The organism is Halopseudomonas pachastrellae, assembly GCF_900114765.1.
Lineage (GTDB): Bacteria > Pseudomonadota > Gammaproteobacteria > Pseudomonadales > Pseudomonadaceae > Halopseudomonas > Halopseudomonas pachastrellae.
Genome location: NZ_FOUD01000004.1, coordinates 37983 through 54564, shown reverse-complemented (window position 1 = coordinate 54564; position 16582 = coordinate 37983). Strand labels below are relative to the sequence as shown.

The 16582-nt window shown below is 62.5% G+C and carries 14 protein-coding genes; 5 read left to right on the top strand and 9 right to left on the bottom strand.

Annotated elements, in window-relative coordinates; translation table 11 throughout:
* Positions 1–7 precede the first annotated feature (7 nt).
* From leuS to holA, 3 genes are read left to right on the top strand one after another with little or no spacing between them, the layout of a single operon-like run.
* Entirely contained in the window at positions 8–2614 is a 2607-nt protein-coding gene (leuS, locus tag BM116_RS04035; protein WP_083723685.1) for a leucine--tRNA ligase, read from the top strand.
* Between the two features lie 20 nt (positions 2615–2634).
* Positions 2635–3180: an LPS-assembly lipoprotein LptE gene (locus tag BM116_RS04030; protein ID WP_083723687.1), complete on the top strand. Its 546-nt coding sequence runs from the start codon at positions 2635–2637 to the stop codon at positions 3178–3180.
* A 7-nt stretch (positions 3181–3187) separates the two neighbouring features.
* Positions 3188–4216 carry a DNA polymerase III subunit delta gene (gene holA, locus BM116_RS04025; protein WP_083723689.1) on the top strand — a complete coding sequence of 343 codons (1029 nt, stop codon included), beginning with the start codon at positions 3188–3190 and terminating at the stop codon, positions 4214–4216.
* 10 nt (positions 4217–4226) lie between these two features.
* On the opposite strand, the gene BM116_RS04020 is transcribed toward holA, so the two are convergent.
* Positions 4227–5084 (bottom strand): universal stress protein, encoded by an 858-nt coding sequence (locus BM116_RS04020; RefSeq protein WP_083723691.1) that lies wholly within the window; start codon positions 5082–5084, stop codon positions 4227–4229.
* Positions 5085–5110: 26 nt separating this feature from the next.
* Positions 5111–6604: a SulP family inorganic anion transporter gene (locus BM116_RS04015; protein ID WP_407920297.1), complete on the bottom strand. Its 1494-nt coding sequence runs from the start codon at positions 6602–6604 to the stop codon at positions 5111–5113.
* Positions 6605–6956: 352 nt separating this feature from the next.
* Between BM116_RS04015 and BM116_RS04010 the strand changes: the two genes are divergently transcribed.
* Both BM116_RS04010 and lipA read left to right on the top strand, forming a co-directional pair.
* Entirely contained in the window at positions 6957–8231 is a 1275-nt protein-coding gene (locus tag BM116_RS04010) for a lytic murein transglycosylase (RefSeq protein WP_083723693.1), read from the top strand.
* A gap of 129 nt (positions 8232–8360) precedes the next feature.
* Positions 8361–9410 (top strand): lipoyl synthase, encoded by a 1050-nt coding sequence (gene lipA, locus BM116_RS04005; RefSeq protein WP_083723695.1) that lies wholly within the window; start codon positions 8361–8363, stop codon positions 9408–9410.
* Positions 9411–9460: 50 nt separating this feature from the next.
* Here lipA and lipB read toward each other — a convergent pair whose 3' ends face one another.
* The 7 genes from lipB to mrdA are packed head-to-tail and all read right to left on the bottom strand — an operon-like array spanning position 9461 to position 16580.
* On the bottom strand, positions 9461–10093 hold the full coding sequence (gene lipB / locus BM116_RS04000; protein ID WP_083723697.1) for a lipoyl(octanoyl) transferase LipB: 633 nt from the start codon (positions 10091–10093) through the stop codon (positions 9461–9463).
* On the bottom strand, positions 10093–10371 hold the full coding sequence (locus tag BM116_RS03995) for an HP0495 family protein (RefSeq protein ID WP_083723699.1): 279 nt from the start codon (positions 10369–10371) through the stop codon (positions 10093–10095). Before BM116_RS03995 ends, lipB begins: the two co-directional genes overlap by 1 nt.
* Positions 10372–10382: 11 nt before the next feature.
* A complete protein-coding gene (locus BM116_RS03990; protein ID WP_083723701.1) occupies positions 10383–11582 on the bottom strand; it encodes a D-alanyl-D-alanine carboxypeptidase family protein in 1200 nt (399 codons plus the stop codon).
* A 48-nt stretch (positions 11583–11630) separates the two neighbouring features.
* Positions 11631–12533 carry a septal ring lytic transglycosylase RlpA family protein gene (locus BM116_RS03985; RefSeq protein ID WP_090475016.1) on the bottom strand — a complete coding sequence of 301 codons (903 nt, stop codon included), beginning with the start codon at positions 12531–12533 and terminating at the stop codon, positions 11631–11633.
* An 11-nt stretch (positions 12534–12544) separates the two neighbouring features.
* Positions 12545–13570 carry a lytic murein transglycosylase B gene (gene mltB / locus BM116_RS03980; RefSeq protein ID WP_407920299.1) on the bottom strand — a complete coding sequence of 342 codons (1026 nt, stop codon included), beginning with the start codon at positions 13568–13570 and terminating at the stop codon, positions 12545–12547.
* On the bottom strand, positions 13570–14703 hold the full coding sequence (rodA, locus tag BM116_RS03975) for a rod shape-determining protein RodA (RefSeq protein ID WP_083723707.1): 1134 nt from the start codon (positions 14701–14703) through the stop codon (positions 13570–13572). Before rodA ends, mltB begins: the two co-directional genes overlap by 1 nt.
* Entirely contained in the window at positions 14700–16580 is a 1881-nt protein-coding gene (gene mrdA, locus BM116_RS03970) for a penicillin-binding protein 2 (protein WP_083723709.1), read from the bottom strand. The genes rodA and mrdA overlap by 4 nt, the downstream gene beginning before the upstream one ends.
* Positions 16581–16582: the final 2 nt, after the last annotated feature.

Here is a 16582-nt window from a genome sequence, read left to right as displayed (position 1 = left end):
CCACGCCATGCAAGAACAGTATTCACCAAGTGAGATAGAAGCCGCAGCCCAGGCCGACTGGGACAACGCCAACGCATTCAAGGTTACCGAAACCCCCGATCAGGACACCTACTACTGCCTGTCGATGTTTCCGTACCCCAGCGGCAAGCTACACATGGGGCATGTGCGCAACTACACCATCGGTGACGTGATCGCCCGCTACCAGCGCATGCAGGGCAAGAATGTGCTGCAGCCCATGGGCTGGGACGCGTTCGGCATGCCGGCAGAAAACGCCGCGATGAACAACAAGGTAGCCCCGGCCGCCTGGACCTACTCCAACATCGACTACATGCGCACCCAGCTGAAAAGCCTGGGTCTGGCAATCGACTGGACGCGTGAGATCGCCACGTGCAAACCCGACTATTACCGTTGGGAGCAGTGGCTGTTCACCCGCCTGTTCGAGAAAGGCATCATCTACCGCAAGAACGGTACCGTGAACTGGGACCCGGTCGACCAGACCGTACTGGCCAACGAGCAGGTGATCGACGGCAAGGGCTGGCGCAGCGGCGCAGTCATCGAGAAGCGCGAAATCCCGATGTACTACTTCGCGATCACCAACTACGCCGACGAGCTGCTCAGCTCGCTGGATGAACTGACCGGCTGGCCGGAACAGGTCAAGACCATGCAGCGCAACTGGATCGGCAAGTCCACCGGGATGGAAGTCCAGTTCCCGTACGACAGCGCCAGCATCGGTCATGACGGCACCCTGAAGGTCTTCACCACCCGTCCCGACACGCTGATGGGCGCAACCTACGTTGCCGTCGCCGCCGAGCACCCGCTGGCCAGCCAGGCCGCCGAAGGCAACGCCGAGCTGCAGGCCTTTATCGATGAGTGCAAGCGCGGCGGCGTGGCCGAGGCGGATATTGCCACCCAGGAAAAGAAAGGCCTGCCGACCCCGCTGTACGTGTTGCATCCGCTGACCGGCGAGAAGCTGCCCGTGTGGGTCGCCAACTACGTACTGATGGGCTACGGCGAGGGCGCAGTGATGGCCGTGCCGGCGCACGATGAGCGCGACTTTGCCTTTGCCAGCAAGTACAGTCTGCCGATCAAGCCGGTTATCCGCACCTCCGCCGGTGACCAAACACCCGAGCCGTGGCAAGACGCCTACGGCGAGAAAGGCGAGCTGATCAACTCCGAAGAATTCGACGGCCTGGATTACGACAGCGCCTTCACCGCTATCGGCGAAGTGCTGAAGCAAAAAGGCCTGGGCGAGCCGCGCACCCAATTCCGCCTGCGCGACTGGGGCATCAGCCGTCAGCGTTACTGGGGCTGCCCGATCCCGATTATCCATTGCGACAGCTGCGGCGACGTACCGGTGCCGGATGATCAACTGCCCGTCGTACTGCCCGAAGACGTGATCCCCGATGGCGCCGGCAGCCCGCTGGCGAAGATGCCTGAGTTCTACGAGTGCACCTGCCCGAAATGCGGCGCCGCTGCCAAGCGCGAAACCGACACCATGGATACCTTCGTCGAGAGCTCCTGGTACTACGCGCGCTACGCCAGCCCGCAGTACGATCAGGGTATGGTCGATCCGGCTGCGGCCAACCACTGGCTGCCGGTTGATCAGTACATCGGCGGTATCGAACACGCGATTCTGCACCTGCTCTACGCCCGCTTCTTCCACAAGCTGATGCGCGACGAGGGCTTGGTCAACAGCAACGAGCCGTTCAAAAACCTGTTGACCCAAGGCATGGTTCTGGCCGACACCTACTTCCGCCTTGAAGCCAATGGCTCCAAGACCTGGTACAACCCGGCCGACGTTGATATCGAGCGCGACGGCAAGGGCAAAATCATCGCCGCTACCCTGCGCAGCGACGGCCAGCCGGTCGAGATCGGCGGCACCGAGAAGATGTCCAAGTCGAAGAACAACGGCGTTGACCCGCAGGCCATGATCGACCAGTACGGTGCCGATACCTGCCGTCTGTTCATGATGTTCGCCTCGCCGCCGGACATGAGCCTGGAATGGTCCGACTCCGGTGTTGAAGGCGCCCAGCGCTTCCTGCGCCGCGTTTGGCGCCTGAGCCAGCAGCATCACGCCAAGGGCCCGGCAGCAAAAGCCGACCTCAGCAGCCTGAGCGACGACCAGAAAGCCGTCCGCCGGGCCATCCACCTGGCCATCAAGCAGGCCAGCCAGGATATCGGTCAGCACCACAAGTTCAACACCGCCATCGCCGCCGTGATGACCCTGATGAACGTGCTCGAAAAAGCCCCGCAGGACGCCGAGCAGGATCGCGCGCTGCTGCAGGAAGGCCTTGAGACTGTCGCTCTGGTGCTGGCCCCGATTGCCCCGCACATCAGCCACAGCCTCTGGCAGTCACTGGGCCACAGCGACGCCATCATTGATGCCCGCTGGCCGCAGGTCGACGAGAGCGCACTGGTTCAGGACAGCCTGCAACTGGTGATTCAGGTCAACGGCAAGCTGCGCGGCCATATTGAAGTCGCCGCCGATGCCAGCCGCGAGCTGATTGAAGCCACCGCCCGGGATAACGAGAATGTGCTGCGCTTTACCGAAGGACTGACGATCCGCAAGGTCATCGTCGTCCCCGGCAAGCTGGTCAACATTGTCGCCAACTGATTTTGCAACGGAGAGCCAAGATGTCACTGACTACACCCCGCCTGCTGCTCAGCTGCGCCGTGCTTGGCGCAACCCTGCTCGCCTCCGGCTGCGGGTTTCACCTGCGCGGCACTGGTGTCGACAGCGTTGAGCTGAACCAGCTCGATGTCAGCGCCCACAACCGCTATGGACCAACCTACCAGCAGGTACTGCAAGCCCTGGAAATTGACGGGGTAGAAGTTACCGCGACCGCGCCCTACCAGCTGCAGCTACTGGAAGAAAACCAGAGCCGCCGCGCCGTCAGCTATACCAGCAGTTCCACGCCGGCCGAGTATGAACTGAGCAGCAGCCTGACCTTCCAGATCGCCGACCGTCAGGGCCGGCCGCTGGTCGGCCCGGAAACCCTGGGCACGCAGCGCACCTACGTCAACGACAAGGACAACATCATCGGCACCACCGAGGAAGAGGAGCTGCTGCGCCGGGAAATGCGTCAGGATCTGACCCGTCAGCTGCTATTCCGCCTGTCCAGCATCACCGAAGGGCAACTGTCGAGCTACGAGTCTCGCCTTAACCAGCAGGAAAACTGAGCACCGCATGAAGCTCAACGCGCCCCAGCTGGGCAAGCAGCTCAAGGAAGAGCTGGCGCCGGTCTACGTGGTCAGTGGTGATGACCCACTGCTGTGCGGCGAGGCCTGCGACCTGATTCGCCAGGCCTGCCGCGCCGCCGGCAGCGAAGAACGCCAGGTGTTTGATGTAGACCGCAGTTTCGACTGGGCGCAGCTCTACGAAGCCAGCCACAGCCTGTCACTGTTCGCCCAGAAGCGCCTGCTGGAGCTGCGCCTGCCCTCGGGCAAGCCCGGCGACGCGGGCGCCAAGGCGCTGATCGCCTATCTTGAGCAACCCGCCGAGGACACCACCCTGCTGATCAGCCTGCCCAAGCTCGACGGCAGCACACAGCGCAGCAAGTGGGCCAAGGCGCTGATCGATCATGCCGACAGCCGGTTTGTGCAAATCTGGCCGATTGAGCCACAGCAACTGCCCACCTGGATTCGCGACCGTCTGGCCCAAGCTGGCCTGCAGGCCAGCCCGGACGCCGTCGAGCTGCTCAGCGCCCGGGTAGAGGGTAACCTGCTGGCCGCCGCCCAGGAGATCGAAAAGCTCAAGCTCTACTGCCCTCAGGGGCAACTGACACTGGACACGGTGCAACAGGTAGTCGCCGACAGCGCGCGCTTTGATATCTTCCACCTCAGCGATGCCATGCTGCAGGGCCAGCCACAACATGCCTTGCGCATGCTGCAGGGCCTGCGCGGCGAAGGCGTCGAGGCGCCTGTGGTGCTGTGGGCGGTCAGCCGCGAACTGCGCTCGCTGACCGACATGGCACAGCAGCAGGCGCGCGGCATCCCGCTGGACAAAGTGTTTTCCAGTCAGCGCCCGCCGGTCTGGGACAAGCGCAAGCCGCTGCTGCGCGGCGCCCTGCAACGCCACCCGGCCGATGCCTGGGAGCGCTGGCTGAATGCCGCGCAAACCGTGGATGAGCAAATCAAGGGACAGGCACCGGGCTCACCCTGGGATGGCCTGGCGCGCATTCTAGTTGAAGCGGCCGGCGCCCGCCTGCCGCTTTAGAGAGAGCCGATCAGCGCAGCAGCAGTAACGGACAGTCGGTGCGCTGCAGCATGGCCGTGGTGGTGCTGCCGACCAGGAACTGACGAATCCGCGAGTGGCCGTAGGCGCCCATGACGATCAGATCCGCATCCAGCTCACGGCGACAACCAAGCAGCACGTCCTGCACATCGCCGGCCCGGATATCAGCGCTGGCAGTAAAGCCCTCCTGCTGCAACCGAATGCGTTCGGCCTCGAGCGCCTGCCTGGCGTCAGCGGTATCTGCCCCGACCATCAGCAGGTGAATCGACAACCCGGCAAGCAACGGGCTCTGCAACAACAGATCAAGCCCCTTGCGCACGCTGGGGCTGTTGTCGAAGGCGACCAGCACGCGCTTGGGCACACGAAACTGTCCCGCCGTAACCAGAATAGGTCGATGCAAGGTACGAATGACACTTTCCAGCTGGCTGCCAACCTGACTCGCCGCACTGTCTCCGGCCTCACCCTGCCGCCCCATGACCAGGAGCCGAACCTCAGCTTCGATCTCCTGCAGCGTATCCACCAGGCGGCCATGGCGCTGGCGCACAATCGGATCGCTCACCCCATCAGCGCGCACGCGCTCAGCGGCCGCGTCGAGCATCACCTGACCCTGCTCGCGCAGCAGGCGTGCTCGACGCTCGTCAACTTCAGCCAATTCGCTCAACAGATGCTCACGGCTGCCCAGTCCGATGCTGCCAGACAGGTCAGCCGGGGCGCAGGCAAGCATGGGTTCAAGTACGTGCAACAGCGCCAATGGCGCATTGAGTTGAAGACTGGCCCAGGCGGCGTAGTCACAGACCGCCTCACCCGCTGTAGAACCGTCGATACACGCCAATACCCTTGCTTCACTCATGCTGCTCTCCCTGCCGTCAGTTACAATCAGTGACCGCCAAGGTGGTCTACTGCATCCGGCTTATCATGCTCGCCGAAGCGATCAACGATGGTAGCGCTGGCCTCGTTCAAACCGATCAGGCTCACTGAGGTACCCTCACGACGGAACTTGATAACCACCTTGTCCAAAGCACCAACCGCCGTAATATCCCAAAGATGCGCCTTGCTCAGGTCAATGACCACCCTATCAAGGGCTTCCTTGAAATCAAAGCTGGCAACAAACTTGTCAGCTGAGCTGAAGAAGATCTGCCCCACCACCTGATAGCGACGCTCGCTGCCGTGGGCGTTCAACTCGCTGCCAATGTGCAGGTAGTGGCCAATCTTGTTGGCAAAGAACATCGCCGCCAGCAGCACCCCGACGAACACGCCGTAGGCCAGGTTATGGGTCGCTACAACAACCGCCACGGTCGCCAGCATCACCAGGTTGGTCGACAGCGGATAGCGGCTCAGGTTGATGATCGAATCCCAGCTGAAGGTACCGATGGACACCATGATCATCACCGCGACCAGCGCAGCCATCGGGATCTGCCCTACCCAGTCGCTGGCAAACACCACCAGCACCAGCAGCACGGCGCCGGCAACAAAACAGGACAGGCGGGTACGACCGCCGGATTTCACGTTGATCACCGACTGGCCGATCATCGCGCAGCCTGCCATGCCGCCGATCAGGCTGGAGGCAATGTTGGCCACGCCCTGCCCCTTGCACTCACGGTTCTTGTCACTGCTGGTGTCAGTCAGATCGTCAACGATGGTAGCCGTCATCATTGATTCGAGCAGCCCGACCACGGCCATCGCCGCCGAGTACGGCAGAATAATCTTCAGCGTTTCCAGGTTCAGCGGCACATCCGGCCAGAGGAAAACCGGCAGCGTGTCGGGCAACTCGCCCATGTCGGCCACGGTACGGATATCCAGCCCCAGATAAATTGCTACCGCCGTCAGCAGCAGGATGCATACCAGCGGCGAGGGAATCACCTTGCCGACCCAGGGCAGCAGCGGGAACAGATAGATAATGCCCAGCCCCGCCGCGGTCATGGCATAGACATGCCAGGTCACGCCAGTCAGCTCGGGCAGTTGCGCCATGAAGATCAGAATGGCCAGCGCGTTTACGAAACCAATCACCACCGAGCGCGAGACAAAGCGCATCAACGACCCCAGCCGCAGGTAACCGGCGCCAATCTGCAATACACCGCACAGCAGTGAGGCGGCGAGCAGGTACTGCAGGCCATGCTCACGCACCAGCGTCACCATCAGCAGCGCCATGGCACCGGTAGCGGCCGAGATCATCCCGGGGCGGCCGCCGGTAAAGGCAATCACAACCGCGATACAGAACGAGGCGTACAACCCGACCTTGGGATCTACGCCGGCAATGATGGAGAAGGCAATCGCTTCCGGAATCAGGGCCAGCGCAACGACCAGGCCCGACAGCAGATCACCGCGCACGTTGGAGAACCACTCGCGGCGGACGGTTTCAATCAGATTCATAGGGTGTGTTGCCTGTACAGAAACAAAGAAAACAAAGCATAAGCAAGGTATGCAAAGAGGGTGCGCACGCGTGCACTGCACCAGCCGTGCAGGGCTGGGCGAAGGGCAAAGGTCTACGGTGGCGTAACGCCGTTTTGCTGCAGCATGGGCATTCCGGGCGAGGGTCCGTTAGAGGCCGCGAACTCTAGCACAAATGGCCGGATGAAGCCATTTGCGGGCCTTGCCGAGCAAGGCTGCACCTGTCATTGTCATGGTTTGCTGCCGGAACCTTTGCCGCACTTGGATTTCAAACCGCTCAAGCACGGGGCTTACGCAGCGCCCGACAGAACAGACAAGACCTCAGGGAATCTGCATGCCCACACCCGCACGCCGCAAGGCCCAACTGCACCTGCTCGCCTCACTCAGCCTGATCAGCCTCGGCGCCTGCGCTGACACCCCCACGACCGCCCCGGCCCAGCCCGCTCCCGCACAAATAAGTGCAGCCGCCGCACCACAAGCGCAGACTTTCAACCAATGGCGTGACGCCTTTCGCCAGGAAGCGCTGGACAAGGGCATTGATGCCAGCCTGTTTGATCGTGCATTCGACGGCGTCACCCCCGATGCGGACGTTATCAAGGCCGATCGCAGCCAACCCGAATTTTCGCGCCCGGTCTGGGCCTACCTGGACAGCGCCCTGTCAAACCAGCGCGTAGCGACCGGGCGCAGCCGCCTGAGCGCACAGGAAGAGACTCTGGATGCCATCGAGCAGCGCTACGGTGTCGACCGCCACATCCTGGCCGCTATCTGGGGACTGGAGAGCAACTACGGTCAGAACATGGGCAGCCGGCAGGTGATTCGCTCGCTGGCCACACTGGCCCACGAGGGCCGCCGCCCCGGCTTTGCGCACGACCAGTTGCTGGCCGCGCTGGATATCCTGCAGCACCGTGACATTGAACCCAACGGCATGCTTGGCTCCTGGGCCGGCGCCATGGGGCAGACGCAGTTTATCCCCACCACCTACAACCAGTTCGCGGTGGACTTTGACGGCAACGGCCGACGGGATATCTGGAATTCGCCCGCTGACGCACTCGCCTCGGCCGCCAACTACCTCAAGGCCTCCGGCTGGCACAGCGGGCAGCGCTGGGGGCAGGAAGTGCGCCTGCCTGCCAACTTTGACTACGCGCTGGCCGACCCTGGCGTGAAGAAATCCGTCGCCGAGTGGCAGGCACTGGGCGTACGTCCGACCAATCAGGACAGCTTTGCCGGCAACATGGCCGATCAGCGCGCAGCCCTGCTGCTGCCTGCCGGGCACAAGGGGCCAGCGTTCCTGCTGCAGCACAACTTCAGCACCATCATGCGCTACAACAACTCGTCAAGCTACGCGCTGGCGATCGGCCTGCTGTCCGACCGTTTTCAGGGTGGTGGCCAGATCCAGGGTGACTGGCCGACCGCAGACCGTCCGCTGTCACGCAGCGAGCGTCTGGAGCTGCAGCAGCTGCTGACCCAGCGCGGCCTTGAGCCGGGCGGCATCGACGGCATTATCGGCGCCAACACCCGCAACGCCATCCGCCGCTTCCAGCAGCAGCAAGGCGTACCGGCTGACGGCTACGCTTCTGCCGCACTGCTTGAGCAACTGCGCAAACAGTAGCGTTCCAGACCGGCCCTGCCCTGCTCTGCAGGTCCCGCAGGGCCGCACGCTGTGGTAAACTTCGCGACGGCCAAAAGCCGCCCGTGCCGACCGGCACCCCGTGGAGCCCTACCAGGAGTCCTACCCCCCATGTCCGACAGTTCGCAGAAATCTGTTGCCAGCGGCGAGAAGTTCCGTAACGCCCAAGGCATTGCCGCCATCAAGGACGGCCAGAAGCGCCGTAACAACGCCGAGCCTCAGGTATTCAGCCCCAAACCCAAGTGGCTGCGCGTCAAGGCACCCGGCGGAGACCGCTTTGAGGCGGTCAAGCGCAACGTCAGCGAACACCGTCTGAGCACCGTCTGCCAGGAATCCCATTGCCCCAACATGGGCGAGTGCTGGTCCAACGGCACCGCCACCATCATGCTGATGGGCTCGGTCTGCACCCGCGCCTGCCGCTTCTGCGCGGTAGATACCGGTAACCCGAACGGCTGGTTGGACAAGGAAGAGCCGGAAAACACCGCAAAATCGGTCGAGCTGATGGCCCTGCGCTACATCGTACTCACCTCGGTTGACCGTGATGATCTGGATGATGGTGGTGCGGCGCACTACGCAGCCTGCGTCCGCGCGATTAAAGCGCGTACCCCGCAAGTGGTGGTAGAAGCCCTGACCCCTGATTTTGACGGCGAGCTGAGCGCCATTGAGGCGGTAGTCGATTCCGGCCTTGAAGTCTTTGCCCAGAACGTCGAGACCGTCGAGCGCCTGACCCATGAAGTACGCGACCCGCGCGCCGGCTACCGCAAGACACTGGACGTGCTGGCCCACGCCAAGAAGCACCGCCCCGAGGTGCTGACCAAGACCAGCCTGATGGTCGGCCTGGGTGAAACCGACGACGAGATCCTTGAGACTTTCAGGGAGCTACGTGAGATCGGCGTCGACATCGTCACCCTTGGCCAATACCTGCAGCCCACCCGCAACCACCTGTCAGTACAGCGCTGGGTCAGCCCGGAAGAGTTCAACCGCTACCGCGAAGTGGGGCTGGAGATGGGCTTTATGGAAGTGGCGGCGGGCCCGCTGGTACGGTCCAGCTATCGCGCCGACCGGGTATTTGAGAAGAACAATCTGGGCCTGGCAGCACCGGCACCGGTACCGGGCCAGGCGGTTGACGCCAGTCTGATTCCGACGCTCAACCTCAGCTAAACCGCACAGCAGATTCGGGCGCGCAGCCACGCTGGCGCGCCCGCCCTGCTTTACGCTGCGTCGTACCCCAGACGCTTGCGCAGCACTGACGCCAGCTGCTGCTCTACCTGCGCCACATCAACCGGCTCACTCACGTGCTCACTCAGCTGCGTCATGCGCAGGCCCGCGTAGCCGCAGGGGTTGATGCGCCGAAACGGCTCCAGATCCATATCCAGATTCAGCGCCAGCCCATGAAATGAGCAGCCGCGGCGGACCCTCAGGCCCAGCGAGGCGATCTTGTCGGCGCCAACATACACGCCGGGGGCATCAGCCTTGGGCGCCGCGTCCACGCCGTAGAGCGCGAGCAGATCAACCAGGCTCTGCTCCATCGCTGTCACCAGCTCACGTACACCCAAATTCTTGCGACGCAAGTCCAGCATCAGGTAGCCCACCAGCTGGCCCGGACCGTGATAGGTCACCTGCCCACCACGCTCGACCTTGATGACCGGAATATCGCCCGGCGCCAGCACGTGCTCGGCCTTGCCGGCCTGCCCCTGGGTGAAGACCCGGGGGTGCTGCAGCAGCCATATTTCATCGGGGGTATCGGGGCCACGTTCTTCGGTCAGACGCCGCATGGCCTCCAGGGTGGGCTGGTAATCCACCAGCCCGAGGTGGCGAATCACCAGCTCCGGAGACGCTGCCATCAAAGCACCATGTGCACGCGGCCGGTTGCCTTCAGGTCACGATGCAGCGCTTCAAGCTGCGCCTGCCCGGTCGCGGTGATGACCAGGCGCAGGGACAAAAAACGCCCGTTCTTGCTGTCCTTTACATCGATAGTCGTGGTGTCGATGCCGGGGGCGTGCCTTTCCACCACCTCACAGATAACCTCGGCAAAGTCGTCGCCCGCGGTGCCAATCACTTTGATCGGGTACTGGCAGGGAAACTCGATTTTCGGAGCTTGCGGCTCGTTTACATCAGCCATGGACGTTCTCCTCAATCAAACAGGCCATAGAAGAACAGGCGGATGCTGTCCCACAGACGACCCAGCAAGCCTGCCTCTTCGACAGCCGACAGGGCGACCAGCGGCGCCTTGTGAACAACCTCGTCACCCAGCTTAACTTCTACCTCACCCAGTACATCGCCGACCTGGATCGGCGCGAGGATCGGCTTGTTCAAGGTAATACCGGCCTCAAGCTTGTCGGCTTGGCCCTTGGGCAGCGTCAGCATCAGACCATCTTGCAGGCCAAGTTCAACCTTGTCCTGCTCACCTTTCCAGACAGACTCTTCAGCCAGCACCTGACCCGGCTGGTAGAAGGTCTTGGTTTCGAAGAAGCGGAAGCCCCAGGTCAGCAGCTTCTGGGTTTCAGCGGCACGCGCAGCTTCGCTGGTCGTGCCCATGACCACCGAGATCAGACGCATGTCATCGCGCTTGGCCGAGGCCACCAGGCAGTAACCGGCTTCTTCGGTATGGCCGGTTTTCAGGCCGTCCACCGTGCTGTCACGCCAGAGCATCAGGTTACGGTTGGGCTGGCGGATCTCGTTCCAGACAAATTCCTTTTCGCCGTAAATGGCGTAATGGGATTTGGGGTCATCACGGATGATCGCCTGCGCCAGGGTGGCCAGATCGCGAGCCGAGGCGTAATGGTCTTCAGCCGGCCAACCGGTGGCGTTAACGAAATGGCTGTTGGTCATGCCCAGACGCTGGGCCTGCGCATTCATCAGGTCGGCAAAAGCATCTTCACTGCCGGCGACGTGTTCGGCCAGGGCAATACTGGCGTCGTTACCGGACTGGATAATGACGCCGCGCAGCAGGTCGATGACCGGCACCTGGTTACCCACACGAATGAACATCTTGGAGCCGCCCATACGCCAGGCCTTTTCGCTGACCAGCACCTGATCGTTCTCGCCGATCTGGCCGCGCTTGATCTCCTGGCTGACGATATAGCTGGTCATCATCTTGGTCAGACTGGCCGGCGGCAACGGGTTGTCGGCGTTGTTCTCGACCAGCACCGCGCCGCTGTTGGCGTCGATCAGCAGGTAGCTGGTGGCCGCCAGATCCGGCGCCGACGGCACGATCGGTGCAGCCGCAGAAGGCGCGTTGAGCGTCGGTGTGGCCGGGCTCTGCGCGTGGGCTGCGCCGGTCAGGACAACGGCAGAGGAAATCAGCAGGGTCGAAATCAGTTTTTTCAACATGGTGCTCACAGTTGGTGGTGAAGTGCGTTGTTATTCAGGTACAGCTAATCAGTTAACGGTAACCAGCGTGGGCGTGCCCAGGTTGGCTACGCGCAGGGTTTCGATCATGCGTCGCGCCTCGTCCTGGCTGGACAGCGGCCCAACCCGCACACGGTGAAGGGTACGCGTATCGACCTGCACCGGGCTGACCCAGACGGTACCGCCGACTACGCCCTGCACGCGCTGGCGCAGGGCCTCGGCCGCCTGGTTGGAGGAGAAGGCGCCGACCTGTAGATAGAGGCCGGTCTGCACGTTTTCAACCGGCTCTGGCGGCAGGGCTGCTGCCACCGGCGCCTCACTGACAGCCTCACGGGTTACCAGGTAATTCGGGTTGTTCTGTTGTTGCCAGGCTACCGGATCAATGCCCTGCACCAGCACGTGGGCAGTACCCTGATCGGAATAACCAAGCTTTTTGGCGGCAGCAAAGGACAGGTCGATGATGCGGTCTGAGTAGAACGGGCCACGGTCATTCACCCGCACGATGACCTTGCGGCCGTTTTCCAGGTTGGTGACCTCAACATAGCTCGGCAGGGGCAGCGTCTTGTGCGCGGCGGTCATGCCGTACAGGTCATACAGCTCGCCATTGGCGGTGTTCTGGCCATGAAACTTGGTGCCATACCAGGAGGCCGTCCCCTCCTCGCGATAACTGCGCCCGTCCTGCATCGGATGGTAGCGCTGGCCAAGCACGGTATAGGGCGACGCCTTGTAGGCACCGGTGTGCGGCGTAGGTACGGCGTCGGGAATCTGCGACACATCCTGCATATAGCTGGGCGGGCCGTCATGCAGCGGGCGCGGCGAACTGGCTGCCGGGCTACTGGCAGCGCCACCGCTGCCGCCGGTTTGCGGCGCTGAAGAGCAGGCCACGAGCAGGCCTGCCAGGCTGCTGAGCAGCAGGCAACGCATCGGGGACATGGCAGTGAGCATCATTCGGGCCTGGCCTCACGTAACAGATCTGCGAGTTGGTGCACTACCATGGCATACATGACGCTGCGGTTGTAGCGGGTAATGACGTACAGGTTGTTCAGACCGACCCAGTACTGCATTCGTTCCCCGTTATCAAACTCGAATGCCATCACCTCTTGCTCATCAGGCAATGCGCTCTCGGGCGTCCAGCCAAGGGACTTGAGCTCGGTGACGGTACGCCGGGCCTCAAGCCCCTGGGTTTCAGTGACGCCTTCCTTGACGCGGTCACCCTCCACATTGGCAGCAATCGCCACCTGGGCACCGTGGGTCCAGCCATGCTGGTGGAAGTAATTGGCAACACTGCCGATGGCATCGACCGGGTTATTCCAGATATCCACCTTGCCGTCGCCGTCGAAGTCGACCGCATAGGCCTGGTAGCTGGAGGGAATAAACTGACCGTACCCCATGGCGCCGGCGTAGGAGCCCTTGAGCTCAAGCGGATCGATCTGCTGCTCACGGGTCAGCACCATGTAGCTCATCAGCTGCTTGCGGAAAAAGTCGGCGCGCGGCGGATAGTCAAAACCCAGCGTCGCCAGCGCGTCCAGCACCCGATACGAACCCATGTTGCGGCCGTAGAAGGTCTCGACACCGATAATGGCAAGGATCACCTCAGGCTCTACGCCGTACTCCTTCTCGGCCCGCGCCAGGGTGTCGGCGTGTTCAGCCCAAAAGGCCAGCCCGCGCTCGATACGCTGGTCGGTAATAAAGATGGCGCGATATTCGTGCCAGGGCTTGACCCGCTCGGCCGGGCGCGAAATGGCCTTGATGATGTTGTCCTGATGCTCTGCCTGATCCAGCAGTGCCTGCACATGCTCGGCGCTGAAGCCGTGCTCGCGCTGCATCTGCTCGATAAAGGCCGGCACACCCGGGTGCTCGGGGCTGTAATCCTGGGCCTGGGCCGGCAACACGCAGGTGGCGCCCAGCAACACTGCCGCAGAACGGCAAACCAGTACCGCGCGGGCGCGGCGAAACAGAGAAAATGCAATCAACTTTGTGCCATCCATTTCTTGTGAGTCTGGATTGACATGAGAATGCCGAAGCCCAGCAACAGGGTCACCAGCGAGGTCCCCCCGTAGCTGATAAAGGGCAGCGGCACACCCACCACCGGCAGCAGACCACTGACCATGCCGATGTTGACGAATACGTAGACAAAAAAGGTCAGCGTAATGCTGCCCGCAAGCAGTTTGCAGAATGCATCCTGGGCTTGCAACGTGATCACCATGCCACGGGCGATCACCAGCAGGTACATGCCCAGCAACAGGCAAACACCGACCATGCCGAACTCCTCGGCGAGCACAGCAATAATGAAATCCGTGTGCCCTTCCGGCAGGAAATCCAGGTGCGATTGGGTGCCCTGCAGCCAGCCCTTGCCGAACACCCCGCCCGAGCCGATAGCGGCCTTGGACTGGATGATATTCCAGCCCGAGCCCAGCGGATCACTCTCCGGATTAAGGAAGGTCAGCACCCGCTGCTTCTGATAGCCGTGCATGACAAAGAACCACATCGCCGCAGCCGCCGGCGCCAGCGCCAGCAAGGCGCCAATGATGTAGCGCCAGCGCAGCCCGGCCAGCAGCAGGGCAAAGATGCCCGAGGCAGCAATCAGCAAAGAGGTACCCAGGTCCGGCTGCTTGAGGATCAGCACCGTGGGCACCATAACAATCGCCAACGAGCCGACCACGTGCTTGAAACTGGGCGGCAGCGTGCGCCGCCCGAGATACCAGGCCACGCTCATGGGCATGACCAGCTTCATGATCTCCGACGGCTGAAAGCGCATCACGCCCGGAATCGTCAGCCAGCGCTGGGCGCCTTTGGCCTCGGTACCGACCGCCAACACGGCCACCAACAGCAAAGCGCCACCGACATAGGCCACAGGCACCCAGCGCTCCATAAAACGCGGCTGAAACTGCGCCACCACGATCATCGCAGCGATACCCACGGCAAAGTACGCCAACTGGCGATAGACCATCCCCAGATTCTTGCCGCTGGCCGAATACAGCACGAAGGCATCGACCGCAGCCAGCGCGAGGATCAGCAACAGCAACCAGGGGTCAACATGGATACGTGTCCACAGCGACTCGCGGCTGCGCAACGACTGCCCCGAAACCGGCATCGACTTCATGGTGCGTCCTCCTGCTCGGCTGCGCCCTCTTCCGGCGCCTGCGGCAGGCGCGGCAAGACCCAAGCATCAAAGACAGCGCGAACCACCGGCCCGGCCACACGCCCACCCGATTCGCCGTTCTCGACCAGCGCCGCCACCGCGATCATCGGCTTTTCCGTGGGCGCAAAACCGACAAACAAGGCGTGGTCCCGGTGCCGCTCGCGCAGCGCCGCCGAGTCGTAGCGCTCACCCTGAGCAATCGCCACCACCTGCGCGGTACCACTTTTGCCAGCCATGTTGTAAGGCGCGTTGGCCGCCGCTGCACGGGCAGTACCGTGCGGTGACTGCATCACGTCCTGCATGGCCTGGGTGATGAAGTCCCAGTCGCTTTCATTGCGAATCTGGATGTTCGGCGGCGTATCGGACTCGTCCGGCAGCAAGCCTTCTGCTTCTTTGAGCAGACGCGGACGATGCCAGACACCACGACTGGCGATCAAGGCAGTGGCCTGTGCCAGCTGCAGCGGCGTCGCCAGCATATAGCCTTGGCCGATACCGGCAATCAGCGTCTCGCCCGGGTACCAGGGCTGACGGTAGCGACCACGCTTCCAGTCGCGTGAGGGCATCAGGCCGGCGGCCTCTTCGTACATGTCGATGGACACCCGCTGACCGATGCCGAACTGGCTCATGAAGTCGTGCAGCCGGTCGATGCCCAACTTGTGTGCCAGATCATAAAAATAGGTGTCATTGGAACGGGCGATGGCATAGGGCATGTCCACCCAGCCGTCGCCGGCACGGTTCCAGTTGCGGTATTTGTGGCTGACATTCGGCAGTTGGTAGAAGCCCGGGTCATAGACCCGGCTGGTGCGCGTGACCACGCCAGCATCCAAACCGGCCAGAGCAACAATGGGCTTGATGGTCGACCCCGGCGGGTACTGACCGCGCAGCACGCGGTTAAACAGCGGCTGGTCGAGTGAATCGCGCAGCGCGCCGTAGTCGGCGTAGCTGATACCGGTGACAAACAGGTTGGGGTCAAAACCGGGCTTGCTGACAAAGGCCAGCACCCCGCCGGTGTTCGGGTCAATCGCCACCACCGCGCCGCGCCGATCACCCAGCGCTTCTTCGGCCACCGCTTGCAGCTCGGCGTCCAGCTCCAGGGTCAGGTCACTGCCGGATATCGGCTCCGTGCGTTTGAGCACCCGCAGCACTCGACCACGGGCATTGGTTTCCACTTCTTCATAACCGACTGTGCCGTGCAGCAACTGCTCGTAAAAGCGCTCGATACCGGTCTTGCCGATGTAGTGGGTGCCGGCGTAGGCCACCGGATCGATGGACTTGAGTTCCTGCTCGTTAATGCGCCCCACATAGCCCAGCGCATGGGCAAAGTGGTCCGCATAGGGGTAGTAGCGCACAAAGCTCGCCTGCACCTCAACGCCGGGCAGGCGGAACTGGTTGATGGCGATACGGGCGATCTGTTCCTGGGTCAGCTCGAACATCACCGGCACCGACTCGAAGGGGCGGCGCGCCTGAGACAGACGACGCTCAGCCTGAGCCAGGTCTTCGTCATTGAGCGCCAGCAGCGAGCGCAGCAACTCAAAGGTAGCCGGCAGATCCTCAACCCGGTCACGGGTAATGGTCAGACTGTAGCTGGGCCGGTTCTCCGCGAGTACCACGCCGTTGCGGTCGTAAATACGGCCACGGGTAGGCGGAATCGGCTGCACGTGAACCCGGTTATTTTCCGACAGGGTCGAGTGATGCTCGTACTGGGTCACCTGCAGGTAGTACATGCGCGCCACCAGGGCGCCCACCAGCGCGACCACAAACACCGCTGCCAGCGCCAGGCGGCGCTGCACGATGCGGGCATCAATATTGTGGTCTTTCAGGTGAATCGGCTTGGCCATGA

Excerpts from the sequence above, each read along its gene's own strand:
- leuS (WP_083723685.1), top strand. The coding sequence starts at position 8 with ATGCAAGAACAGTATTCACCAAGTGAGATAGAAGCCGCAGCCCAGGCC.
- BM116_RS04030 (WP_083723687.1), top strand. The coding sequence starts at position 2,635 with ATGTCACTGACTACACCCCGCCTGCTGCTCAGCTGCGCCGTGCTTGGC.
- holA (WP_083723689.1), top strand. The coding sequence starts at position 3,188 with ATGAAGCTCAACGCGCCCCAGCTGGGCAAGCAGCTCAAGGAAGAGCTG.
- BM116_RS04020 (WP_083723691.1), bottom strand. The coding sequence starts at position 5,084 with ATGAGTGAAGCAAGGGTATTGGCGTGTATCGACGGTTCTACAGCGGGT.
- BM116_RS04015 (WP_407920297.1), bottom strand. The coding sequence starts at position 6,604 with ATGAATCTGATTGAAACCGTCCGCCGCGAGTGGTTCTCCAACGTGCGC.
- BM116_RS04010 (WP_083723693.1), top strand. The coding sequence starts at position 6,957 with ATGCCCACACCCGCACGCCGCAAGGCCCAACTGCACCTGCTCGCCTCA.
- lipA (WP_083723695.1), top strand. The coding sequence starts at position 8,361 with ATGTCCGACAGTTCGCAGAAATCTGTTGCCAGCGGCGAGAAGTTCCGT.
- lipB (WP_083723697.1), bottom strand. The coding sequence starts at position 10,093 with ATGGCAGCGTCTCCGGAGCTGGTGATTCGCCACCTCGGGCTGGTGGAT.
- BM116_RS03995 (WP_083723699.1), bottom strand. The coding sequence starts at position 10,371 with ATGGCTGATGTAAACGAGCCGCAAGCTCCGAAAATCGAGTTTCCCTGC.
- BM116_RS03990 (WP_083723701.1), bottom strand. The coding sequence starts at position 11,582 with ATGTTGAAAAAACTGATTTCGACCCTGCTGATTTCCTCTGCCGTTGTC.
- BM116_RS03985 (WP_090475016.1), bottom strand. The coding sequence starts at position 12,533 with ATGTCCCCGATGCGTTGCCTGCTGCTCAGCAGCCTGGCAGGCCTGCTC.
- rodA (WP_083723707.1), bottom strand. The coding sequence starts at position 14,703 with ATGAAGTCGATGCCGGTTTCGGGGCAGTCGTTGCGCAGCCGCGAGTCG.
- mrdA (WP_083723709.1), bottom strand. The coding sequence starts at position 16,580 with ATGGCCAAGCCGATTCACCTGAAAGACCACAATATTGATGCCCGCATC.